Origin of the sequence: Lamprocystis purpurea DSM 4197 (assembly GCF_000379525.1) — a bacterium.
Lineage (GTDB): Bacteria > Pseudomonadota > Gammaproteobacteria > Chromatiales > Chromatiaceae > Thiodictyon > Thiodictyon purpureum.
In genome coordinates, this window is record NZ_KB902508.1 from 1 (window position 1) to 19,612 (window position 19,612).

19 protein-coding genes are annotated in these 19,612 nt (G+C 69.6%); 17 read left to right on the forward strand and 2 right to left on the reverse strand.

The features are described from left to right. Positions 1–774 precede the first annotated feature (774 nt). The 9 genes from A39O_RS43830 to A39O_RS38725 all read left to right on the forward strand — a co-directional run bounded on the left by A39O_RS43830 (position 775) and on the right by A39O_RS38725 (position 8,845). A complete protein-coding gene (locus A39O_RS43830; RefSeq protein WP_456073031.1) occupies positions 775–1,446 on the forward strand; it encodes a carbohydrate binding domain-containing protein in 672 nt (223 codons plus the stop codon). Positions 1,447–2,463: 1,017 nt separating this feature from the next. Then, positions 2,464–3,072 carry a phage protein Gp37 gene (locus A39O_RS0117990; RefSeq protein WP_020506057.1) on the forward strand — a complete coding sequence of 203 codons (609 nt, stop codon included), beginning with the start codon at positions 2,464–2,466 and terminating at the stop codon, positions 3,070–3,072. Beyond that, positions 3,069–3,704 (forward strand): hypothetical protein, encoded by a 636-nt coding sequence (locus A39O_RS0117995; protein WP_026199510.1) that lies wholly within the window; start codon positions 3,069–3,071, stop codon positions 3,702–3,704. Before A39O_RS0117990 ends, A39O_RS0117995 begins: the two co-directional genes overlap by 4 nt. Then, on the forward strand, positions 3,701–6,376 hold the full coding sequence (locus A39O_RS0118000) for a fibronectin type III domain-containing protein (RefSeq protein ID WP_026199511.1): 2,676 nt from the start codon (positions 3,701–3,703) through the stop codon (positions 6,374–6,376). Before A39O_RS0117995 ends, A39O_RS0118000 begins: the two co-directional genes overlap by 4 nt. 11 nt (positions 6,377–6,387) lie before the next feature. After that, the gene (locus A39O_RS0118005) at positions 6,388–6,585 is read left to right on the forward strand and encodes a DUF2635 domain-containing protein (RefSeq protein ID WP_020506058.1); all 198 of its coding nucleotides are present in this window, start codon (positions 6,388–6,390) and stop codon (positions 6,583–6,585) included. Positions 6,586–6,588: 3 nt separating this feature from the next. Further along, positions 6,589–8,058 carry a phage tail sheath subtilisin-like domain-containing protein gene (locus A39O_RS0118010; RefSeq protein ID WP_020506059.1) on the forward strand — a complete coding sequence of 490 codons (1,470 nt, stop codon included), beginning with the start codon at positions 6,589–6,591 and terminating at the stop codon, positions 8,056–8,058. Positions 8,059–8,067: 9 nt separating this feature from the next. Continuing rightward, positions 8,068–8,436, forward strand: coding sequence for a phage tail tube protein (locus A39O_RS34060; protein WP_020506060.1), 369 nt, complete (start codon positions 8,068–8,070; stop codon positions 8,434–8,436). Next, positions 8,433–8,717 (forward strand): phage tail assembly protein, encoded by a 285-nt coding sequence (locus tag A39O_RS0118020; RefSeq protein ID WP_020506061.1) that lies wholly within the window; start codon positions 8,433–8,435, stop codon positions 8,715–8,717. Before A39O_RS34060 ends, A39O_RS0118020 begins: the two co-directional genes overlap by 4 nt. 8 nt (positions 8,718–8,725) lie before the next feature. Further along, positions 8,726–8,845 carry a GpE family phage tail protein gene (locus tag A39O_RS38725; protein ID WP_407635654.1) on the forward strand — a complete coding sequence of 40 codons (120 nt, stop codon included), beginning with the start codon at positions 8,726–8,728 and terminating at the stop codon, positions 8,843–8,845. Here A39O_RS38725 and A39O_RS0118030 read toward each other — a convergent pair. After that, complete coding sequence (locus A39O_RS0118030) at positions 8,828–9,019, reverse strand: hypothetical protein (RefSeq protein ID WP_020506063.1); 192 nt, start codon at positions 9,017–9,019, stop codon at positions 8,828–8,830. The two genes, A39O_RS38725 and A39O_RS0118030, sit on opposite strands and share 18 nt — an antisense overlap. Positions 9,020–9,028: 9 nt before the next feature. Between A39O_RS0118030 and A39O_RS43195 the strand changes: the two genes are divergently transcribed. From A39O_RS43195 to A39O_RS36800, 8 genes are read left to right on the forward strand one after another with little or no spacing between them, the layout of a single operon-like run. After that, positions 9,029–11,131: a phage tail tape measure protein gene (locus tag A39O_RS43195; protein WP_020506064.1), complete on the forward strand. Its 2,103-nt coding sequence runs from the start codon at positions 9,029–9,031 to the stop codon at positions 11,129–11,131. Then, positions 11,131–12,429 (forward strand): DNA circularization protein, encoded by a 1,299-nt coding sequence (locus A39O_RS36790; RefSeq protein ID WP_020506065.1) that lies wholly within the window; start codon positions 11,131–11,133, stop codon positions 12,427–12,429. The genes A39O_RS43195 and A39O_RS36790 overlap by 1 nt, the downstream gene beginning before the upstream one ends. Next, positions 12,426–13,493, forward strand: coding sequence for a phage baseplate assembly protein (locus A39O_RS0118045; RefSeq protein WP_020506066.1), 1,068 nt, complete (start codon positions 12,426–12,428; stop codon positions 13,491–13,493). Before A39O_RS36790 ends, A39O_RS0118045 begins: the two co-directional genes overlap by 4 nt. Beyond that, positions 13,493–14,110, forward strand: a complete 618-nt coding sequence (locus A39O_RS36795) for a phage baseplate assembly protein V (RefSeq protein WP_020506067.1) — start codon at positions 13,493–13,495, stop codon at positions 14,108–14,110. Before A39O_RS0118045 ends, A39O_RS36795 begins: the two co-directional genes overlap by 1 nt. After that, the gene (locus A39O_RS0118055) at positions 14,107–14,565 is read left to right on the forward strand and encodes a phage GP46 family protein (protein WP_020506068.1); all 459 of its coding nucleotides are present in this window, start codon (positions 14,107–14,109) and stop codon (positions 14,563–14,565) included. Before A39O_RS36795 ends, A39O_RS0118055 begins: the two co-directional genes overlap by 4 nt. Next, positions 14,555–15,616: a baseplate J/gp47 family protein gene (locus A39O_RS0118060; protein ID WP_020506069.1), complete on the forward strand. Its 1,062-nt coding sequence runs from the start codon at positions 14,555–14,557 to the stop codon at positions 15,614–15,616. Before A39O_RS0118055 ends, A39O_RS0118060 begins: the two co-directional genes overlap by 11 nt. Beyond that, on the forward strand, positions 15,616–16,239 hold the full coding sequence (locus A39O_RS42240; RefSeq protein WP_157640245.1) for a YmfQ family protein: 624 nt from the start codon (positions 15,616–15,618) through the stop codon (positions 16,237–16,239). Before A39O_RS0118060 ends, A39O_RS42240 begins: the two co-directional genes overlap by 1 nt. A 1-nt stretch (position 16,240) precedes the next feature. Continuing rightward, a complete protein-coding gene (locus A39O_RS36800) occupies positions 16,241–17,209 on the forward strand; it encodes a phage tail protein (protein ID WP_020506071.1) in 969 nt (322 codons plus the stop codon). 275 nt (positions 17,210–17,484) lie between these two features. On the opposite strand, the gene A39O_RS0118075 is transcribed toward A39O_RS36800, so the two are convergent. Then, positions 17,485–19,608: a DEAD/DEAH box helicase gene (locus tag A39O_RS0118075; RefSeq protein WP_020506072.1), complete on the reverse strand. Its 2,124-nt coding sequence runs from the start codon at positions 19,606–19,608 to the stop codon at positions 17,485–17,487. Positions 19,609–19,612 lie beyond the last annotated feature (4 nt).

Below are 19,612 nucleotides of genomic sequence, written 5' to 3' on the forward strand. Positions count from 1 at the left end.
CTGCTGTGGCGGTACAACCTGTCGAGCGGCTGCCCGGTCGACAGCAACGGCAAGAAAGCGAATCAGATTTTCCCCGAATGGCTGGCCGCGAATTACGACCGCGTGTCGTACGCGGCGCAAGCCAGCGCGACCTGTCATGGGGCGGTCGGCGACTCGGAGTTCTNCTTCGACCCGCGCGGCGGCGGGACCAACGACCGGCCGATCGATTTCGACAATAGCCTGAGCGTGGATTACGGGATCGATGCCGGCGGTGTGAACCGCTGGAGCGAGGGCCTCAACGCCTTCTATGGCAACCTCCGCGCGGCATGGGATGTCCGGGGGCGCGTCCATGCGATCTACCAGAGCGGGGACTCCAACGCGCCCGGCATCACGAACACCAACGGCAATCAGCCGGAAGCTTGGTGCGACGATACGATGTCCGAGACGGGGGATGCGACGACCCGCTATGTGCGCTTCAACCGCCATATCACCCGCGTGCAGGCCCAACTCAGCGGCTCGGCATGGAACCCCCAGGTGTTCGACGGCTTGAACAAGACCGCGACCAAAACCTATCCGGCGGGCACCACGGCGACCAGCAATGCGCCGTTTCGGCTGAGCTTCGGCATGGCGCTGATGTTTGGCATGTACTACAGCGGCCATAACTACGTGGGCGGGCCGGCGTTCCGCTGGCGCGAGGAATATTACGTCGACACGGTGAACGGCTCGCCCACCTATGGGCAGGCGGTGGCGTTCACCGGGNCGAATCATGCGGCGCTGCGGGCCAAGCGNCAGTGGATGGGCGCACCGCTGGGCGCTTATCAGCGCATCTATNCGGTCGAGGCGTTTGCCGAGGCCGCAAACCTGATCACCAACGGCGGCTTCGAGACCAATACGCAGGGCTGGACCGGCACGCGCGCGGTGCTCAGCCGCGACACCACGCGGGCGATCGAGGGCAGCGCCTCGCTGCGGGCGGTGATCACGGCCGACGCGCGGCAGACCAACGATGCGGCGTTTATCTTGGGGCCGAGCGTGACGTTGACCGCCGGTCGCCAATATACGCTGTCGCTCGCGGTGTACGCGGAGCGCGAAGGGCTGNTGTTCCCCCGTTTCGGCAGCCAGATCAGCGGCGGCTTGTTCTGCGGNCCGGGCTGGAACANATTGNTNTGGACCTTCACCAGCACGGCCAGTGAGACGGCGCAGCTACGCTTGGATGTGGGCGCGATGTTTACCAGCACGATCAACATTGATCGGATCATGCTGTTCGCGGCCAATGCGGACGTGTTCCGCCGCGACTTCGCCAAGGCGGTGGTGGTGGTGAATGCCACGCCCACCAGCCGCACGATCGCGCTGGGCGGCACGTTCCAGCGCATTGCGGGCACCCAGGACGATGTGAATAACGGCGCCGTGCTGACCGAGGTCATCGTGCCGGCCTACGACGCCGCCATCCTCGTGCGGCCGCAGAGCTAAGCGATGGACCTGCCAGCCAATCCCCAACCAGGCGACCGCCTTAACGTCGGCCAGCGGATGCTGGAGTGGACCGGCGCGCGGTGGGTGCTGGTGGCCGAGCAGGGCACGTTGATTCCGGGACCGGCGGGTCCGGATGGGCCGGCCGGGCCGGCAGGACCCGAGGGGCCGCCCGGCCCCGCGGGCGCGCTCGACGCGCCCTATCACTGGGAGCAATCCAGCGGCAGCGGCACCTGGACCAAGCCGGCCGGCGCGTACCGGACCGCCATCATCACGCTGAGCGGCGGCGGCGGCGGCGGCGGTCGGGGCTATGCCCTGGGCGCGGCCGGCACCGCGGTGTCGGGCGGCGGCGGGGGCGGCGGCGGGGGGTGGACCCAGATCGTGGTGCCCTGGGAGACGCTGCCGGCGACGCTGGCGTGGAGTGTCGGGGCCGGCGGCGCGGGCGGCACCGCGGGGGCGGGCGGCGCCGGCGGGGCCTCGAAAGTCGGCACCTGGCGGGCCGGCGGCGGCGGCGGCGGCGGGGCCGGTGCGACCGGCATCGCCGCGGCCGGGGCGGTCGGGGCCGCGGTGTTCGCCGGCGGGNTGGGCGGGTCCGGGGCCAGCGGGGCGGTCGGCAATACCGGCAATTACGGTGTCGGCCTGGCCAGCGGCGGCGCCGGTGCCGGCGGCGGTCTGGCGACCGCGCCAACGGCGTACCGCGGCAATGTCGGCCGCGCCGCGGCGCAGTATGTGCTCACTGATGGCAGCGATCAGCCGGTGATTGCGGGCGGCGCCTATGGCGATGTCGGGGTCGCCGGCACGGCGGGCGGCAGTGCGGTGCTGGCGACGCCCTTTGTGGATGCCGGCGGCGGCGGCGGCGGCGGCGGGGGGTCGAGCCTCAGCGCCAACGGCGGGGCCGGCGGGGCCGGCGGAGCGGGCGGCGGCGGCGGCGGCGGCGGCGGCGCGGCGATCAGTCCGGCGCTGCCGGGGGCCGGCGGGGCCGGCGGGGCCGGCCGCGTGGCGATCGACGGGATCTAGCCGATGAGTGTCTTAGTCGACATCGAAGACCGCTTGCTGGCCCGCGCCGCGCAACTGCTGGGGCCGCTGCTGCGCGCCTATGTGCCGCTGCCCGGCGGCTTCGGGGAATTGGCCGCGGTGCTGGCCGCGCACGGCGCCAAGCCGCCCTGCGTGCTGGCGGTGTGGCGCGGCAGTGCCCGCCCGCCCGACCGCATCCGCGACGGCCGCGTGGAAGGCCCGCCGGGGGCGCGCTTTACCTCCTCCTGGTCGCTGGTGGTGCTGACTCAGGCGAGCGCCGGGGAGTTGGTGCGGCGGCGCGGCACCGCGGCGGCGCCGGGCGCCTTGGCGTTGGCGGAGGCGGTCGCAGTGGCGCTGCACGATCATACGCTGCCCGGCATCGGGACGCTGACGGTGACCGGGCTGGCGCCGCTGGAGGGCACGGCGCTGACGGAGTTGGCCGCCACGCTGGTGGAGGTGCAGGTGGCGTTGACGCACGACCTGGCGGAGACGCTGCCGGACAACCTGGCGGAGTTCGCCCACTTTGCGGCGGACCTGGATCTGGCGCCGGCCGATGGCACGACCGAGGCCGGGGTGACGCTGGTGCGGGTGCCGCCGGACGCGTTTGCACCATGAAGAGTTTGCAGTTGCGCGGGCAGACTCCGCAGTACGTGCTGTACCGCCAGCCCATGACCGGCGTCATCCGGGTGTGGCCGCCGGCCCCGCGGGTGCGGGTGCGGGTCGGGCCGGCGGCGGCCGGTCCGCAGGTGTTGGCGCCGGTGCGCCTGGCGCCTGGCGGTACGGTGTTGCGCACGGCGCTGGTCGCGCCGGCGGCGGACGGCCCGCGGCCGGCGCTGGCCGATGACCTCGGCGCCACGGTGCGCGCGCCCGGCACGGTGGAGGCGATCAGCGGGTTATGGGCGGCGGTGGCCAGCGTCGCGGCGCCCGCCGGGCAGGCGCTGCTGCCGGCGGCGGCCGGGCTGCCGCAGGGGGCGCTGCTCGCGGTGCGCGATGGCGCCTGGGCGGTGACGACGGCCGCCGGCTGGGCCGCGGTGGCCACGCTGCCGGGCGGCGACCCGTTGCCGGACCCGGCCGGGCTGCCGGATGGGGCCATGGTGACGGTGCGTGACGGCGTGTGGATGGTGGAGACGGCGGGCGGGTGGGTGCCGACGACCGGGCGGCCGAGCGCGGCGGCCTGGCCCGCCGTGGGCGCGGCGGCGGATGGCGCGCTGTTGCAGGTGATTGACGACCAATGGGTGCTAACGTGAAACGACTGTTGCTGATCCCGGTGGGACTGACCGCGCTGGTGCTGGCGTGGCTGCTGTGGCTCAACCCGGCGGCGGCGGCCACGGTGACGATGACCAAGGACGGCGGCGGCAATTGGTCCGATCCCACGCTGTGGGACACCGGTACGGTGCCGGCGGCGGACGATGAGGTGATCCTCGCCTCGCTGGGCGCGGCCACGGTGATCGTGGATGTGCCGGTGACGGTGCGGCGCCTGGAGTTGCGCGGCAGCACGATCTCGGCCTGGCAGGTGCTCAGTGTCACCAACCAGACGCTGGAGGTGACCGAGGACCTGTATCTCTTCAACTTCGCCCGCCTCAACCAGGGGCCGGGCGGCATCGTGGTGGCCGACCGCTACCTGATCGGCGGCGACTACAGCGGCGGCGGGCGCCTCTCGGAGACCAGTTGGATCATCGCCGGCAGCCCCAGCAACCGGGCGGTGGTGCGCGGACGCACCGCGACCAGCGGCATTGCCACCGGCAACAGCGGCGCCAACACCATGGATGAGGAGATCAATTGGGCCTACGCCGATGTCGACCTGGAGGGCAGCATCGTGTTGCCGCTGAAAGGCACGAATCTCTCGCGGCTGTGGATCGATCACTGCCTGTTTTCCGGCACCGGGTACCTGGATTTTGGCATCTACATGCAAGGCAGCACCGGCGTGCGCATCACCAACAACGACTTTCGGTTCTCCGGGCAGAACCCGTTGGCTAGAGGCCCGCTAGGCAATCTGATCATCCGCCGACAGGTCAGTTGGCAGCCGGGGACCGATCAACGCTTCTGGGGCAACGTGGTGTGGTGGACCCCCTACGGCAATGAGTCGGTTGGCGCCATCCAATTCAATTCGACGGGCGGCACCTGGGATATCAAAGATAACGTGTTCCAGGATGTGGTGAACAACTACAACACCAACAGCGGGGACTGCATCGGGCCGGATATCTACGACATTCACCACAACTTGTTTGTTTACACGCCCGCGGTGGCGATCTCGGGCGCGCAGTTGTCGTCACCCTGCGGCGTGAAACTTCACGACAACTTGTTTCTGGCGCAGCGCGCCAACAGCCACATCGTGAAGCTGCGCGGCGTCGGCACGCCCGTCTGCGAAGGCCCGTGGGACTACGTGTATGACAACGTCTTCGACATCGCCGACGGCGGTGCCGACATCATCATGCTGGGGCACTCCGATGTGGAGGTGACCCGTAACCTGTTTCTGGGCCGGGGCACGGCGATCAGCGCCGGGGTATCGATCGGCGGCAGTAGCCGCGACATCATCGACCCGGACAGCGTGAACTGCCAGGTGCTGGTGCGCCGTAACACCCTGTACTCGCAAGGCGCCGGGTCGACGCCTGGGGCGATGTACTGGAACGGCGAGACCAGCTACCACAACGGCGATTTGCGCTTTTCCAACAACCTGGTGGCGGACTCCTCCGCCTCGATCGCGTATGCCTACACCGACCAAAATTTCTGGCTCGGCTCGCACTACGCCGACCTGCTGAAGTACGTCGACTACACCTGGTTCTGGAACGACAACGGCGGGGACCTGGTGAAGTACCGCGTGCTGTCCGATCTGCTGACCGAAGGCGTCAGTGAGGGGTTCGGCAAGTTCGATCGCGAGGGCGATCCGCGCTTTAAGAACAAGCTGGCGCGGGTGGCGACCATGGACAGCTACCTGCAAGGCGACGAGCTGGGCAGCGAGACGCGGGCGCTGGAGGAGTTCAAGAAGCGCAACCAGAACGTGCCTGGCGAGGTGTTCAAGCCCTCCTATGTGGTGCAGTCGGCGCTGAACTACCTGCGCAACGCCTTCACCCCGCTGAATCTGGATCTGGACGGCAGCGGCCTGGACGGCGAGGACATCGGCGCGATCGATATCCAGGCCATCCCGAGCAGTCCGGCCGCGCCGACGTTGCGCAGCACCACCCCGGTGAGTATCAAGCTAGGCTGGCTGGAGCCGGTCGGCAGCGTGATCGAGAATTACGCCGTGGAGTACAAGCTGACCGATGCGGTGAACTGGTCGGACTATCCGGCCCTGTCGTATCGGTCCTACCTCACTGAGGCGCTGGAGGGCGGTGTGGAGGGCACGGTCGCCGGCCTGGAGACCGGCCTGGCCTACCAGTTTCGCGTAATGGCGCTCAGTTCGCTCGGGCAGTCGGCGTGGTCGACGGCCTCGGCGGTGTTGATCCCCTTCGGCCCGGCCGCGGTGCCGACCGATGTCAGTGTGATCGAGGGCAATGCGCAGGTCGAAGTGGCCTTTGTGCCTCCGGCGAACACCGGCGGCCTGCCGCTGTTGGGCTATCGCATCGACGCCACCCCGGGCGGCGCCAGTGTCACCGGCACGGCCTCGCCACTGGTGTTGGCCGGGCTGACCAACAGCACGCGCTACACCCTGACGCTGCGCGCCTATCACGAGGGCGGCGATGGGGCGGCGGTGACGTTTGCCGTCACCCCGCATGAGCCGATCCCGCCCCATGCGCCGGAACTGCTGACGCTGCGCCGGGCGCCGGGGGCGGCCTTCGACTGGCAGTATCAGTACGCCGCCGCGCCGACCGCCCCTGGGGAGACTTGCATCGAAGGCCAGCACGCCTGGGACGATACCTTCTTATATGTCTGCATCCCCGGCGGGCGCTGGGTCTATGTGCAGCCCAACAAACTGTGGTGAGGGATCTGACGATGACGACGCAATTCATTCGCCCCAGCGGCGACCCCGCGCACCGGGTGCTGCACCCGCATGGCCGCGAACTGGCGGCGGCGGGCGAGACGGTGGAGTGGTCGAGCTACTGGCAGCGCCATCTCAAAGCCGGGGCGATCGTGCTGGGCCCGGCGCCGAGCGCCGCACCGCGCCCGGTCAAAGACACCAAAGAGGGTTAACCGATGGGCGATCTGAGCCTGAACATTCCATTAGATCTCCGTACGCCGGGGCAGTACATCGAGATCGATGCGTCGCGCGCGGTTGGCGGCCTGCCGATCCCGGATCGGCGCATCCTGCTGATGGGTCAGCGGCTGGCGACCGGCACGGTGGCGGCCGAGGTGCCGACGATGATCACCCGCGCGGCCCAGGCCGAGACCTACTTCGGCCGCGGGTCGATGCTGGCGCGGATGGGCGCGGCGCTGTTCGCCGGGCCGGGCCAGTATCGCGAGGTGTGGGCGGTGGCCTTGGAGGATGGGGCCGGCGGGGTGGCGGCCACCTGGACGGTGACGGTGAGCACGGTGTCGACGGGGCCGGGAACTCTGGCGCTGTGGGTGGCCGGCACCCGGCTGGCGGTGGCGGTGGATACCGGGCAAGCCGTGGCGACGACCGCGACGGCGCTGGCCGCGGCGATCAATGGCCAGAGCGATCTGCCGGTGACGGCGAGCGCCGCCGCCGGGGTGGTGACGGTGACGGCACGCCACAAGGGCGAGGTCGGCAACGGGATTGATCTGCGCATCGGGTATGCGGTGGGCGAGGCGCTGCCGGCCGGGTTGACGGTGGTGATCGCGGCCGGCGTGGCCGGGACCGGCAATCCCTCGGTGACGGATGCGCTGGCGGCAATCGCCGGGGAACCCTTCTACACGCTGGTGATGCCGTGGACCGATGCGACCAATCTGGCAGCCTTGGAGAGCGAACTGGACTCGCGCTGGGGACCGCTGGAGCAGCGCACCGGCCATGGGTTCGCCGCGGTGTCGGGCACCCACGCGGCACTGATCGCGCTGGGGGATGCGCGCAACTCGCCGCATCTGAGCCTGCTCGGCACCGCCGGCTCGCCGTCGCTGCCGGCCGAGGCGGCGGCGGCCTGGGCCGGGGTCTGTGAGTATTACGGGTCGATCGATCCGGCCCGGCCGCTGCAATCACTCGCCCTGCCGGGGTTCCTGGCGCCGGCGGTCGAGCAGCGCTTTAGCCGTACCGAGCGCGATCTGCTGCTGCATCACGGCATCTCGACGGTGATCTATGGCGCGGATGGGGTGGCCTACCTGGAGCGGGTGATCACCACCTATCAGGAGACGCCCGGCGGGGTGGCCGATACCGCGCTGCTGGATCTGGAAACCAAATGGACCGCCGACTACATCCGCTATGCGGTGCGCGCGCGCATCGCCACCCGCTTTCCGCGCCACAAGCTGGCCGATGACGGCACGCGCTTCGGGCCGGGACAGGCGATTGCGACGCCGCGGCTGATCCGCGCCGAGCTCATTGCGCTGTTCCGGGATCTGGAGGAGGCCGGGCTGGTGGAGGATGCGGCCGGCTTCGCCGAGGGGTTGCAGGTGGTGCGCAGCGGCAGCGATCCGAACCGGGTGAATGCGTTGTTGCCGCCCAACCTGGTCAACCAGTTCCGCGTCTTTGCCGCGGCCGTGCAGTTTCGGTTGTAGGAGGTTCTCATGGCAAACGGCTATCAGACGAGCGGGCGGTTTTGGGTGTATGTGAACGGCACCTTACTGCGCGCTAAAACCGGCATTACGGTCGCCGGCATCGGCGGCACCAGCCGCAAGGCGGTGGTGGGCGCCCAGGTGTGGGGCTTCAGCGAGGAGACGGTGGCGCCGAGCGTGGAGGGCACGCTGGCCGATACCGCCGACTTGTCCCTGATCGCGCTCAACCAGATCACCGATGCTACCGTGACGGTGGAGCTCGACACCGGCAAGACCTACGTGCTGCGGCACGCCTGGTGCGAGTCGGCGGTGGACCTGGGCGATGGCGACAGCGGGGTGAAGGTGAAATTTGGCGGGATGTCGATTGAGGAGCAGTTATGAGCGACCAAGCGAACGACCAAGAGACGGGGCTGACCCTGGCCTATCCGATCCAGGCGCACGGCGAGGAGGTCACGTACCTGACGCTGCGCCGCCCGCGGGTGCGGGATCTGAAGCTGCTCGATGAGGCGAAAGGCGACGTGGGCAAGACCGCGGCGCTGATCGGCGCCCTGGCCGGGTTGACGCCGCGCGAGGTGGATCAGCTCGATGCCGGCGACTTCACCCGGCTGGGCCTGGCGGTGGCCGGTTTTTTGCCGGGTGCCCCGCCAACTGGAGAGCCCTGAGCGCGGACCTGGCGGGGGTGTTTCACTGGCCGCCGTCCGAGTTGCTGGACCTGGATGTCAGCGAGTTGCTGGCCTGGCATGGGGAGGCCAAGCGGGTGCTGGGGTGGCAGTCAGGGGCGGCGCCCTAACAGGGCATCGCCGATCAGCCCGGCCAGGCCGATCATGATGGCCAGCACCAGCGTGAAGACGCTCCAGCCGACCAACAGCCCCAGGGCCTCGTCGAGGCGGTGGGTCTGGGGCAGAAAGAACGCCAGTGGTAGCGCCCAGATGAGGGCGAGTCCGTAGCGAATGAAGCGCAGCATAGGTCACCCATGAGTTCCGCCTTAACCCTCGGCATTATCGTCTCGCTGGTGGATCGCGCAAGCGGTCCGGCGCGGACGCTGGCCGCCAACCTCGACGCGATCGGCGTGAAGGCGGGCGCGCTGGCGGCCGGGCTGGCGGCCGGGATGGCGCCGATGATCCGCGCCTATGCGGACCTGGATGAGGGGGCGACGCGGTTGCGCGCCACGCTGATGGACAGCAGCGGGACGGTGCCGGAGACCTTCAAGGGGCTGAGTGCCGAGGCGCTGCGCCTGGGCACGCTGCTGCCGGGCACCACCAATGACTTTTACCGCATGTTCGATGTGATGTTGTCGGGCGGCACGGCGGCGAAGGCCATCCTGGAGGGGCAAGGCGAAGCGACCGCCTATCTGGCGGTGGTGACCAAGCAGAGTTACGAGGCGACGGCCCAGAGCGTCACCAATCTGGGCGCGAGCTCCGGCGTCGCCGCCAAGGACATGATGCCGTTCCTGGATGTGATCCAGCGCGCGACCAAGATCGGCAGCAGCGTCGCGGACATGGAGATGACCTTTGCGCGCTCGGCGGCCGGCATCAAGGCCACCAATATCCAAGGGCTGGAGGCGAGCCAATCGCTGACCGTCCTGTACTCGATGCTCAACAAGATCACCAACTCCGCGGAGGTGACCGGCACCGCGTTCGGCTCGATGCTGATGAAGTCGATGGACCGTGGGACGGTCGATAAGGTCAACAAGGGCCTGAAACAGTTTGGTATCACGCTCGACTTCGTGGACAAGAAGACCGGCAAGCACAAGGGGCTAGAACACTTTATGGCGCAGTTGGAGAAGCTGCGCAAGCTCAATCCGGAGGAGCTGCTGAAGGTCCTCAACGATCTGTTCGGCGCGGATTCCGGGATTTCGTCGGTCGGCGGGGAGGTGGTGAAGATCGGCGCCAGTGGACTGGCAGCGGGGACCGCGGAGTACGCCAAGCAAGCGAACCTGCAACAGCGGGTCAAAGAGATTCTGGGCGACACCAAGAACATCTGGGGGTCCCTGATGGGGACCATCGAGACCGTTGCGGCACTGCTGGCCGGCCCGCTGGTGGAGTGGGCCAAGCCGCTGCTCAATGACCTGAACGCGGTCATCGGCAAGGTGGGGACCTGGGTGCAGGCCAACGAGCGGCTGGTGTTGATCGGCGGCCAGATCGCCGCGGGCCTGGTGGCGGCGGGCGCGGCGATTGCCGGGATCGCCCTCACGGCCAAGACGCTGGGCTTCCTGTTCGGCGGCAAGGGCGGCCAGGGCGGCCAGGGCGCACCGGGCGGTGGACTGCTGGACGCGGCCACCGGGGTGGTGAAGGTGTTTGTGACCAACCCCGGCTGGGGCGGCAGCGCCGGCGGGGGCGATGGTGGCCCCGGTGCGTCCAAACGCTGGGGGACCGGTAGCGTCGTGCAGAATGTGGCCCTCACCCTCTCGGCCGGGGCGCTCGGCTATGCCATCGGCACCGTGATCTATGAACGCTGGTGCGCCGGCACCAACTTGGGCGATGTGATCGGTGAGACGATCGCGCGGGCGCTGGCGCCGTTTGGCGTGAAGTCGGCGCAGGAGGCGCTGACCAATGATCCGACGCCCGGTGACGATGATCAGTGGTTCGGGCCGCTGAAGCTGCGCGAGCGGCGGGCCCGCAGCGACGATCCGCAGCAAGGCTGGCACCCGAAGAACATTTCGCTGGTGGACCTGCTGGCGGAGCAGTTCAATGGTCTGCGCGCCAAACTGCCGGCCGGGCTGGGCGGCGGTGCGGCCGTGCCGACGCTCGGCCCGCCGGTCGCCCCGCTCACCCCCGACCCGGCCGCCGCCCAAGCCCAAACCGCCGCCGCGCAAACCCAGGCGACGGCCGCGCAGACCCAGAGCACCGCCGCCCAACAGCACGGCACCGCGGCGCAGACCCAACAGCAAGCGGCGGAGGCGGCCCAGAGTGCGGCCAACACCATGCAGTCGGCCGCCAACCAGTTACAGAACATCAACGGCACCATCACGGTGCGCGTGACCGGCCCGGCGCAGGTCACCGGGGTGAGTGCCACCGGCCCGGTGGAGATCGCCGCCAGTGCCGACCAGCGCGGGCCGACCATGGGGGGCAACTGATGAGCTGGCGCGACCGCCTGCTGCCGGCCAGCTTCCGCGGGGCGCGCTTTTTCGTCGCCACCGACACCCGCCAGGGCGGGCGGCGCATCGCCGTGCATGAATACCCGTTGCGCGACATCCCCTATGCCGAAGACCTCGGCCGCAAGGCCCGCACCTACGCCATTGAGGCGGTGCTGGTCGGGCCGAATTACGATCGCGATCTGGCGGTGCTGCTGGCCGCGCTGGAGACCTCCGGCAGCGGGCTCTTGACCCATCCGACCTATGGCCTGGTAGCGGTGTGCGTGCAGGGCTTCAGCAGCGCGCTGTCGAGTGCCGAGGGCGGCGTGGCGCGGGTGCAGTTGGATCTGGTGGAGGCCGGCACCAACACCCATCCGCTGGCGTTGCCCGATTCCCTGGCCGGGGTGGCGGCGGCGGTCGACCAGGTGATGACGACGATCCAGGCGGTGCTCGACCCGGCGCTGGCCTATGTCGACCAGGCGTTGGCCTATGCCGCGCTGGCCCAGGGCTATCTGCTGCTGGGCTATCGCATCGTGGGGATGCCCTCGTTGGTGGTGGAGGCGGGGCGCGCCTTGCTGGGGCAGTTCCTGGCCCCGCTGGCCGATCTGGGCAGCACCCTGGGGATGAGCGACGCCAACCGCGCGGCGCACGTCGCCGGGCTGGGCAGCGCGGTGCGCGAGCTCGACACCCGCGCCGGGTCGGCCGCCCTGGTGGGGGCCACCATCACCAATGAACTGACCGCGTTGCGTACCCGCGCCGCCGCGCCCTGGCCGGCCTGGCAGGCGTTGTCGACCTTGACCGCCTGGGGCGCCGACCTGCCGGTGGTGCCGACCAGTACCGCCGCGCGCTTGGTGCAAGCGCATAACCAAGCGGTGGTGGTGGCCGCGGTGCGCGACGGTGCGCTGGCCCAAGGTCTGCTGGCCGCCCTGTCGGGGGTGGCCGATGCCGCCGATGGGGCGGCGGTGGCAGCGCTGGAGGCGGGCATTCCCGTCGCGGGGCCCGAACTCGGCGCGCTGTGTGCGCAACTGACGGGGCTGATCGATGCGCGGCAGGCGGTCGCGTCCGATCCCTTGTATGCGGCCTGGGCGGCGGTGCGGGTGGCGGTCGCGCAGGATCTGGCGGCGCGGGCGCTGGTGGCGCCGCGGCTCACCACGGTGGTGCCGGCACGCACGCTGCCGGCGCTGGTGCTCGCCTATCAGTGCCACGGCGATGCCACGCGTGACGCCGAGCTCGTCAGGCGCAATGGCATTGCGCACCCCGGTTTCGTGCCCGGCGGCCAGGCGCTGGAAGTGCGCACATGATCATCCCCCGCCTGCTGCTTGGGACCAGCGCCTATACCGGCTGGACCGCGCTGCGCGTGCATACCAGCATCGAGCACTGCGCCAGTGCCGCCGACCTGACGGTGACCGAACGCTGGCCGGGGGCCGATCCCGCCCGCGCCACGCTGCGCCCCGGCCTGCGGGCGACGCTGCAACTGGGCACGCAGACGGTGCTGACCGGCTGGATCGATGCCGTGTCACGGGACTTGGGGCCGACCCTGCGCACCATCCAACTGGCGGTGCGCGATGCCACCGGCGACCTGGTGGATTGCTCGGCGCTGGTGCGCCAATACACCGGGCAGACGCTGTTGCAGATCGCCACCGACCAATGTGGGGCGCTCAACCTCGCGGTCGCCGCGACCCCCAACACCGACCTGGGCGGCCCCTTCAAGCGGGTGGCCAGCGAACCGGGGCAGAGTGTCTTTGAGTTCCTGGATAGCCTCGCGCGGCAGCGCGCGGTGCTGTTGCTGCCCGATGGCCAGGGCGGCCTGCTGCTCGGCCGGCCGGGCCTGACGCTGTCCCCGACCGCGCTGGTGGAGGGCGACAACCTGCTCGGCATTCAGGCGGTGGCGGATTGGCGCGACCGCTACAGCCGCATCGTGGTCTACGGCCAGAGTGCCGGGGACGATGAGTGGCACGGCAAGCAGGCCGCGGAGCTGCGCGCCGAAGTCACCGATGCGGCGGTGGAAGACTCGCGCCCCCGGCTGTTGGTGGTGACCGCCGAGCAGGGCGAGACCGACCTCGCGGCCCGGGCGGACTGGGAGATGCGCACCCGCGCCGGCCGCGCGCTTAAAGCGCGCGCCCGCGTGCAGGGCTGGGAAGCGGTGCCGGGGCGGCTGTGGCGGGCCGGCGAGACGGTGCGCGTGCAAGCGCCGGGGATGGGTGTCAGCGAGACGCTGGTGATCGTCGGCGTGCACTACAGCCTGGATCAGGGCGGCACCACCACCGACCTGGAACTGACCCGCCCGGATGCCTACGCCGCGCCCGCCGCGCGTGAACAGAAGCCCACCGACACCGGCAAGGTGCCGGCCGGCTGGTGGATGTGATGGACGCCGTCAGCCGCCGCCTCGCGCCCCTGGCCCGGCGCCTGCGCAACCTGGTGGTGCGCGCCACGGTCACGCTGGTGGACGACGCGCCCACCATGCAGTCGCTGCAAGTGGCGGCGACGACCGAGGAGACGCTGGACGCCTGCGAACACTGGCAGGGCTACGGCCTGACGGTGCACCCGCATCCGGGCGCCGAGGCGCTGTTGCTGGCGGCCGGCGGCACCCGCGCCATGCCCTTGATCATCGCCTGCGCCGACCGTCGCTATCGGCTGACCGGTCTGGAGCAAGGGGAGGTCGCACTCCAGGACGACCAAGGCCAAACCATTGTGCTGCGCCGTGGGGGGATCGAGATCACCGCGCCCCAGGGGCTGACGATTACCGGTGATGTGACGCTGACCGGCAACCTGACGCAGACCGGCGACACCACGCAGACCGGCAACTTGACGCAGACCGGCGACCTCACCCAAACCGGGAACGTCAACGTGACCGGCAGCGTGGCGGCGACCACCACCGTGACGGCCGGCGCGGAGTCGCTCACGGCGCTGGCCGCGACCTTCGCCGCGCATAAGCATTGGGTCTTCACCACCTCGGCCAAGACCGGGACGCCGACCACATGAGCGATTTACAGACCGTTTATAGCGGGTTTTTAGCGGGCGCCGACCTGGCGCTCGACGGCCTGGGCCTGGCCACCGATGGCGGCCTGGGCACGGCGGTGGTGCTGTCGCTGTTTACCGATCGCCAGGCGGCGCCGGACGATGTGCTGCCCGCCGGCGCCACCGACCGCCGCGGCTGGTGGGGTGACGTGGTGCCGCTGGCGGACGGCTATCAACTGGGCTCGCGGCTGTGGCTGCTGGGGCGCGAGAAACAACTGCCCGAGGTCCTGGAGCGCGCCCACTTCTATGCCGAAGAAGCGCTGACCTGGCTGGTGACCTGCGGCGCCGCGGCCGCGGTGAGCGTGGACGCCACCAACCCCGCGCCCGGCGTGCTGGCGTTGGCGGTGACGGTGACCGCCCCGGCGACCGGCACCCAGACCTATCATTATCAATGGGAGTGGATGCGCGATGGCATTTGAACGGCCAACCCTGGAGACCCTGATCGCGCGCGCCGCCGCCGATGCCGGCACGCGCCTGGCCGCGGGGGCGCCGCTGCTGCCGGTGTCCAACCTCGCGGTGTTGGCGCGGGTGCTGGCCGGGGCGGTGCACGGCCTCTATGGCTATCTGGACTGGATCGCCCAACAAACCCTGCCCGACACCGCGGACGCCGACGCGCTGGATCGGCACGCCGCGCTGTGGGGGCTGGGGCGGCTGCCCGCCGCCTTCGCCGGCGGCCACGTCACCCTCACCGGCACCCTGGGCACCGTGGTGCCGGCGGACGTGCGGCTGCGCCGCGCCGATGGCGTCGAGGTCGTCACCACCGCCGCCCTGACGCTCGACGGCAGCACCCCGGCGGCGGTCAGCGCCGTGCTGCCGGGCGTGGCCGCGAACACCACGGCCGGCACCGCGCTGACGCTGGTCAGTGCGGTGCCGGGGGTCAGCGCCGCGGCGGTGGTGGCCGCCGGGGGCCTGACCGGCGGCGCCGATGCCGAGACCGATACCGCGCTGCGTACCCGCGTGCTGTGGCGCTTGCAGCAACCGCCCCACGGCGGGTGTGCCGCCGACTATCTGGCCTGGGCGCTGGCCGCCCATCCCAGTGTGACGCGCGCCTGGGTGTTCCCCAACGAGGCCGGGGCCGGTAGCGTCACGGTGCGGGTGATGACCGACGGCGCGAGCAGCGACGGCATCCCCAGTGCCGAGGTGAACGCGGCCGTGGCGGCCGCCATTGCCCCGCTGCGCCCGGTGACCGCCCGCGTGGTGGTGGTGGCGCCGGTGGCGGTGCCGTTGAGCGTGACGCTGTTGCCGACCCCGGACACCTTGGCGGTACGCACCGCGATCACCGCCGCGGTGCGCGATCTGATCCAGCGCGAGGCCGCCCCCGGCGGCACCCTGCTGCTGTCGCACCTGCGCGCGGAAATCAGCGCCGCGGTGGGTGAGACCAACTATGTGATGGCCAGCCCCGCCGCCGACGTGGTGATGAACCCTGGTTACATCACCACCTTCGGCAGCATGAGTTGGAGCGCCTCCTGATGGACGCTGCCGCCTATCAGGACGCGCTGCTGAGCCTGCTGCCCCAGGGGTTGCCGTGGCCGCGCGCGACCGATACCGTCCTTGGACAATTGCTGTTCAGTTGGGCCGACACCCTGGCCCGCGTCGACACCCGCGCCGCCGACCTGTTGGACGAATGCGACCCGCGCACCACGGTGCAACGCCTCGCCGACTGGGAGCGCGCCTACGGCTTGCCGGACCCCTGTCTCGGCGCGTTCGGCGATGACGCGCTGCGCCGCGCCGCGCTGCTGGTGCGGGTCACCGGCCAGGGCGGCCAGTCGCCGGCCTACTATCTGGCACTCGCCGCGGCGCTGGGGTTCAGCGCCAGCATTACCGAGTTCTCCGCCATTCATGACGTGACGCAACCGGTCACCGCCGCGCTCACCGGCACCGCCTGGGCCTACCGGTGGACGCTGCATCTGGATGTCACCGTGCCGGTGGCGCACTGGCGCGTCGATGGCCGCGTCGACACGGCCCTGGGCTCCTGGGTCGGCAACGCCGCCCTGGAGTGTCTGCTGCGCCGGCTCAAACCCGCGCACACCCTGCTCGTCATCAGCTACCAACCCGCGGTCGCGGGCGTGGGCATGCTCTACTCTGGAGGTTGACATGGATCTTGGATCGTTCGAACAAGGGGCCGCCGCCAACCCGCCATCGCGGCCCGATGCCCCCAGCCTGGGCTATCCCAGCGGTGGCGATCCGCTGGTCGGACTCGCCGCCACGACGCCGGGCGCCTATTGGTTCTACCAGCTGCAAGCCGAGTTGGAGCAGGTGTTGCTGGGGGCTGGGGTCACCCCCAGCGACAGCAATCTCACCCAACTGCATGACGCCATCGTCGCCTTGGCGGGCGGCGGCCTATCGTTCGAGTCGCTGGTCGCCGAATTGCGCATGGACGGCGTCGCCGCGCTGGGCGTGCGCAGCACCGTGGTGCGTGGGGATCACGTGCATCCCACCGACAGCACGCGCGCCCCGCTCGCCAGCCCGACCTTCACCGGCGTGCCCGCGGTGACCGGCGCCCCGCCGCCGACCGGCACCAGCACCACGCAAATCGCCACCACCGCCTTTGTCACCACCGCGCTGGCCGCGGTCGCCGCCACCCCGGCCGGCACGGTGGCCTGGTTCGCCGGCAGCACGGCGCCGACTGGATGGCTGGCGTGCAGCGGGCAATCGCTGGTGCGCGCGGTCTGGCCCGCACTGTTCGCGGCCATCGGCACCACCTACGGGTATGCCGACAGCACCCATTTCAACCTGCCCGATCTGCGCGGCGAGTTCGTGCGCGGCCTGGATGGCGGGCGCGGCATCGATCCCAGCCGCACGCTGGGCTCGTGGCAGAAAGGCACGTTTGTCGCCTACGACGCGCCCAATGACCCTGGCGTCTGGGGTGCCGGCGCCTCTCTGGACGACACCCCGGGGCGCGTCCAACTCGGGTGTGATACGGTGAATACCACCGACTACAGCGGCGTCAACTTCGTGAGCTTGGGCGGCGCGCTTGAGACGTCGATCACCTTCGCGCCCGAAGGGCTAGGGGGCGGGGCCCGGCCGCGCAACGTGGCGCTGCTGCCGATCATCAAATACTGAGCGACGGCAATTGTGCCGCGCTTGGTGACCACTGTGTTGGGTCTGACTGATACACAGCGCAGACGATCTGCTGATCGCGGCGAGGGCGATCCGATCCGCCTGGCGGTATTTTGTTGCGCGGTGCGCAAAAATCGCTGAGGTCAAATATCGCGCGCGTGCCGGGTCAAATATCGCGCGCGGCTACAGGTACCTGACCGCCACCGAGCGGGCGGCGTTCCTGGTGGCGGCGTGCGCGGGACCGCGCGAGGTCCGGACCTTGTGGCAGACGCTCCACTTCACCGGGAGTCTCTCAGCCAAATGACCGCCATGGGCGCGCTCGCAAGCAACGCAAGCGCTTCGGAACAGTCATAGCGAGCATTAATCTCGCGATCCCTCAGCTCGGCTGGCAAGCATTCCCCAAATTTCAGCTCAGCGATGAAGTCCTCGTCGAGCGGCAGGGTGATTTCGGTTGTTTCGTTGAAGACCTTTTCACGGATCGCCTTCGCCATCGACGCGAGATCCACGGCGCCGGTGAAGCTGATCGCGAGATTATCGGCGATGATCTTGGTCGCCTCTCCAGCCAGCACATGCGCAATCGCCGCATTGACGAGTCGACCCGCGAAGGTCCACCAGACGAGGCTGTCGTGTGCGTCGGCGATGAGGAAGGTCTTGCCCGACTCCACCCAATCGAATGCCTCGCGTAGCTCCGCCATGTGCTCCAAAGCGCGGCGCGAGAATGTGACCGGGGGTTCCTCGCGCGAGAGCACGCGGGCGACCGCCTGGCACAGCGCGAAATGCAACGGCTGGCCGGCGCTGCGCCATTGCGAGCGACCGCGCAGCTCGGTCGGCTCGACGTAAGCCTTGCGTCGCGGCCAATCGATATACTTGGTTGCCCAAGAGCGCCCGCCGAGGGTCAGGACCGTTGGTCCCTCCTCTTTCAGGATGAAGGTCGATTGGTGGACTTCACCGATCTCCTGCAGACCATGAAAGACCTTAATCGACGGGGGGCTCACGAAGACCGAGAATAGCTCCATGAAGTGCTTGGCACCGAATTGACGCTCACCCGATCGGCCGATCCCAAGCAGCCCTTGATCGGTGTGGAGGATCTCCGTCTCGAGCATGAAGTCGAGAATCCGCTGGAAGTCGCCCCGCGCGAGCGTCGCCAATCCCGGAAGCCGTCCCAGCCAGGTCGGCCAGTCCGCGGCGGTGATCCCGGATTCTTGGAGTGCGAGGCCCATGATCTGCTGAGCAAAGAGATGCATCGGTAACGGCGGCGGCTCAATCGGCTCGACAAAGCCTTCGGTCCACAGCAGCAGCAGGGCCGCCGCCGGCAGGAATGCCTCCTCCTTGGTGATCAGAAACAGACAGTTGCGCGCTGTCCCCGGGCGACGGCCGGTTCGTCCGATCCGCTGCAGGAAGGAAGACACCCTGCTCGGGGCATCGATCTGAATGACCCGATCGAGATCCCCCACATCGATCCCCAGCTCCAGCGTGCTGGTCGCGACGATCACGCAATTCTGTCCCTGACTGAAGGCCGCCTCCGCCGCCTGTCGCTCCTCCAGGCTGAGGCAGCTATGGGAGACATAGGTGCTCACACCGAGCCCACGCAGCTCGATCGCCAGCTCTTCGACCCGCACGCGGCTGTCGCAGAAGACCAGGCGCTTCTCCCCGCGATGCAGCCGGGAGATGACCAGGGCCGCGTTGCGCAGATTGCCGACCCAGTCGAGTTCGACTTCCGGAGGCATACCGGTATCCGCCGGCGGATTGATGACGCTGCACGGTTGGGACAAGCCCGCCGCGAGCCAGTCGCACAGATGATCAGGGTTGCCAACCGTCGCCGAGAGGCCCAAACGCTGTAGGTCTCGACCCGCAATGCGGCTGAGCCGCTCAAGCAGGTAGAGCAGATGCCAGCCGCGATCGTCGCCCGCGAAGGCATGCACCTCGTCGAGGACGACGCAGCGGAGATTCGCGAAGAGCCGTCGATGGTCGATCCGTCTGGAGATCAGCGTCACTTCCAGGGACTCAGGCGTCGTCAGGAGGATGTCCGGCGGGTCGGCGATGAGCTTGGCCTTGCGCGCCGGGCCGACGTCGCCGTGCCACAGCGCGACGCGCCGCCCGACCAACCCCGCATAGTGCGCGAGCCGCGGCTCAAGGTTGTTGAGCAGCGCTTTGATCGGGCAGATGTAGAGGACGCTGAGGCCCGCCCAGCGCGCGCTCAGCATTCGCGACAGGACGGGGAAGACCGCCGCTTCGGTCTTTCCTCCTGCAGTGGGCGCCAAGAGGATGGCATGCTCCCCGCGCAGAATCGGCGCGATCGTCGCCTCCTGTAGCGGACGCAGTGACCGCCAGCCCAGGCTGTTGACGATGTGGTACTGAAGCGCCGGATGCAGCTGATCGAAGCCGCTGACATCGGCGTCCATCGTC

Coding starts and splice junctions, on each gene's coding strand:
- A39O_RS43195 (WP_020506064.1), top strand. CDS start 9,029: ATGAGTTCCGCCTTAACCCTCGGCATTATCGTCTCGCTGGTGGATCGC.
- A39O_RS0118030 (WP_020506063.1), bottom strand. CDS start 9,019: ATGCTGCGCTTCATTCGCTACGGACTCGCCCTCATCTGGGCGCTACCA.
- A39O_RS36800 (WP_020506071.1), top strand. CDS start 16,241: ATGGATCTTGGATCGTTCGAACAAGGGGCCGCCGCCAACCCGCCATCG.
- A39O_RS0117990 (WP_020506057.1), top strand. CDS start 2,464: ATGAGTGTCTTAGTCGACATCGAAGACCGCTTGCTGGCCCGCGCCGCG.
- A39O_RS0117995 (WP_026199510.1), top strand. CDS start 3,069: ATGAAGAGTTTGCAGTTGCGCGGGCAGACTCCGCAGTACGTGCTGTAC.
- A39O_RS36795 (WP_020506067.1), top strand. CDS start 13,493: ATGGACGCCGTCAGCCGCCGCCTCGCGCCCCTGGCCCGGCGCCTGCGC.
- A39O_RS0118060 (WP_020506069.1), top strand. CDS start 14,555: ATGGCATTTGAACGGCCAACCCTGGAGACCCTGATCGCGCGCGCCGCC.
- A39O_RS0118055 (WP_020506068.1), top strand. CDS start 14,107: ATGAGCGATTTACAGACCGTTTATAGCGGGTTTTTAGCGGGCGCCGAC.
- A39O_RS0118005 (WP_020506058.1), top strand. CDS start 6,388: ATGACGACGCAATTCATTCGCCCCAGCGGCGACCCCGCGCACCGGGTG.
- A39O_RS0118010 (WP_020506059.1), top strand. CDS start 6,589: ATGGGCGATCTGAGCCTGAACATTCCATTAGATCTCCGTACGCCGGGG.
- A39O_RS42240 (WP_157640245.1), top strand. CDS start 15,616: ATGGACGCTGCCGCCTATCAGGACGCGCTGCTGAGCCTGCTGCCCCAG.
- A39O_RS36790 (WP_020506065.1), top strand. CDS start 11,131: ATGAGCTGGCGCGACCGCCTGCTGCCGGCCAGCTTCCGCGGGGCGCGC.
- A39O_RS0118020 (WP_020506061.1), top strand. CDS start 8,433: ATGAGCGACCAAGCGAACGACCAAGAGACGGGGCTGACCCTGGCCTAT.
- A39O_RS0118045 (WP_020506066.1), top strand. CDS start 12,426: ATGATCATCCCCCGCCTGCTGCTTGGGACCAGCGCCTATACCGGCTGG.
- A39O_RS34060 (WP_020506060.1), top strand. CDS start 8,068: ATGGCAAACGGCTATCAGACGAGCGGGCGGTTTTGGGTGTATGTGAAC.
- A39O_RS0118075 (WP_020506072.1), bottom strand. CDS start 19,608: ATGGACGCCGATGTCAGCGGCTTCGATCAGCTGCATCCGGCGCTTCAG.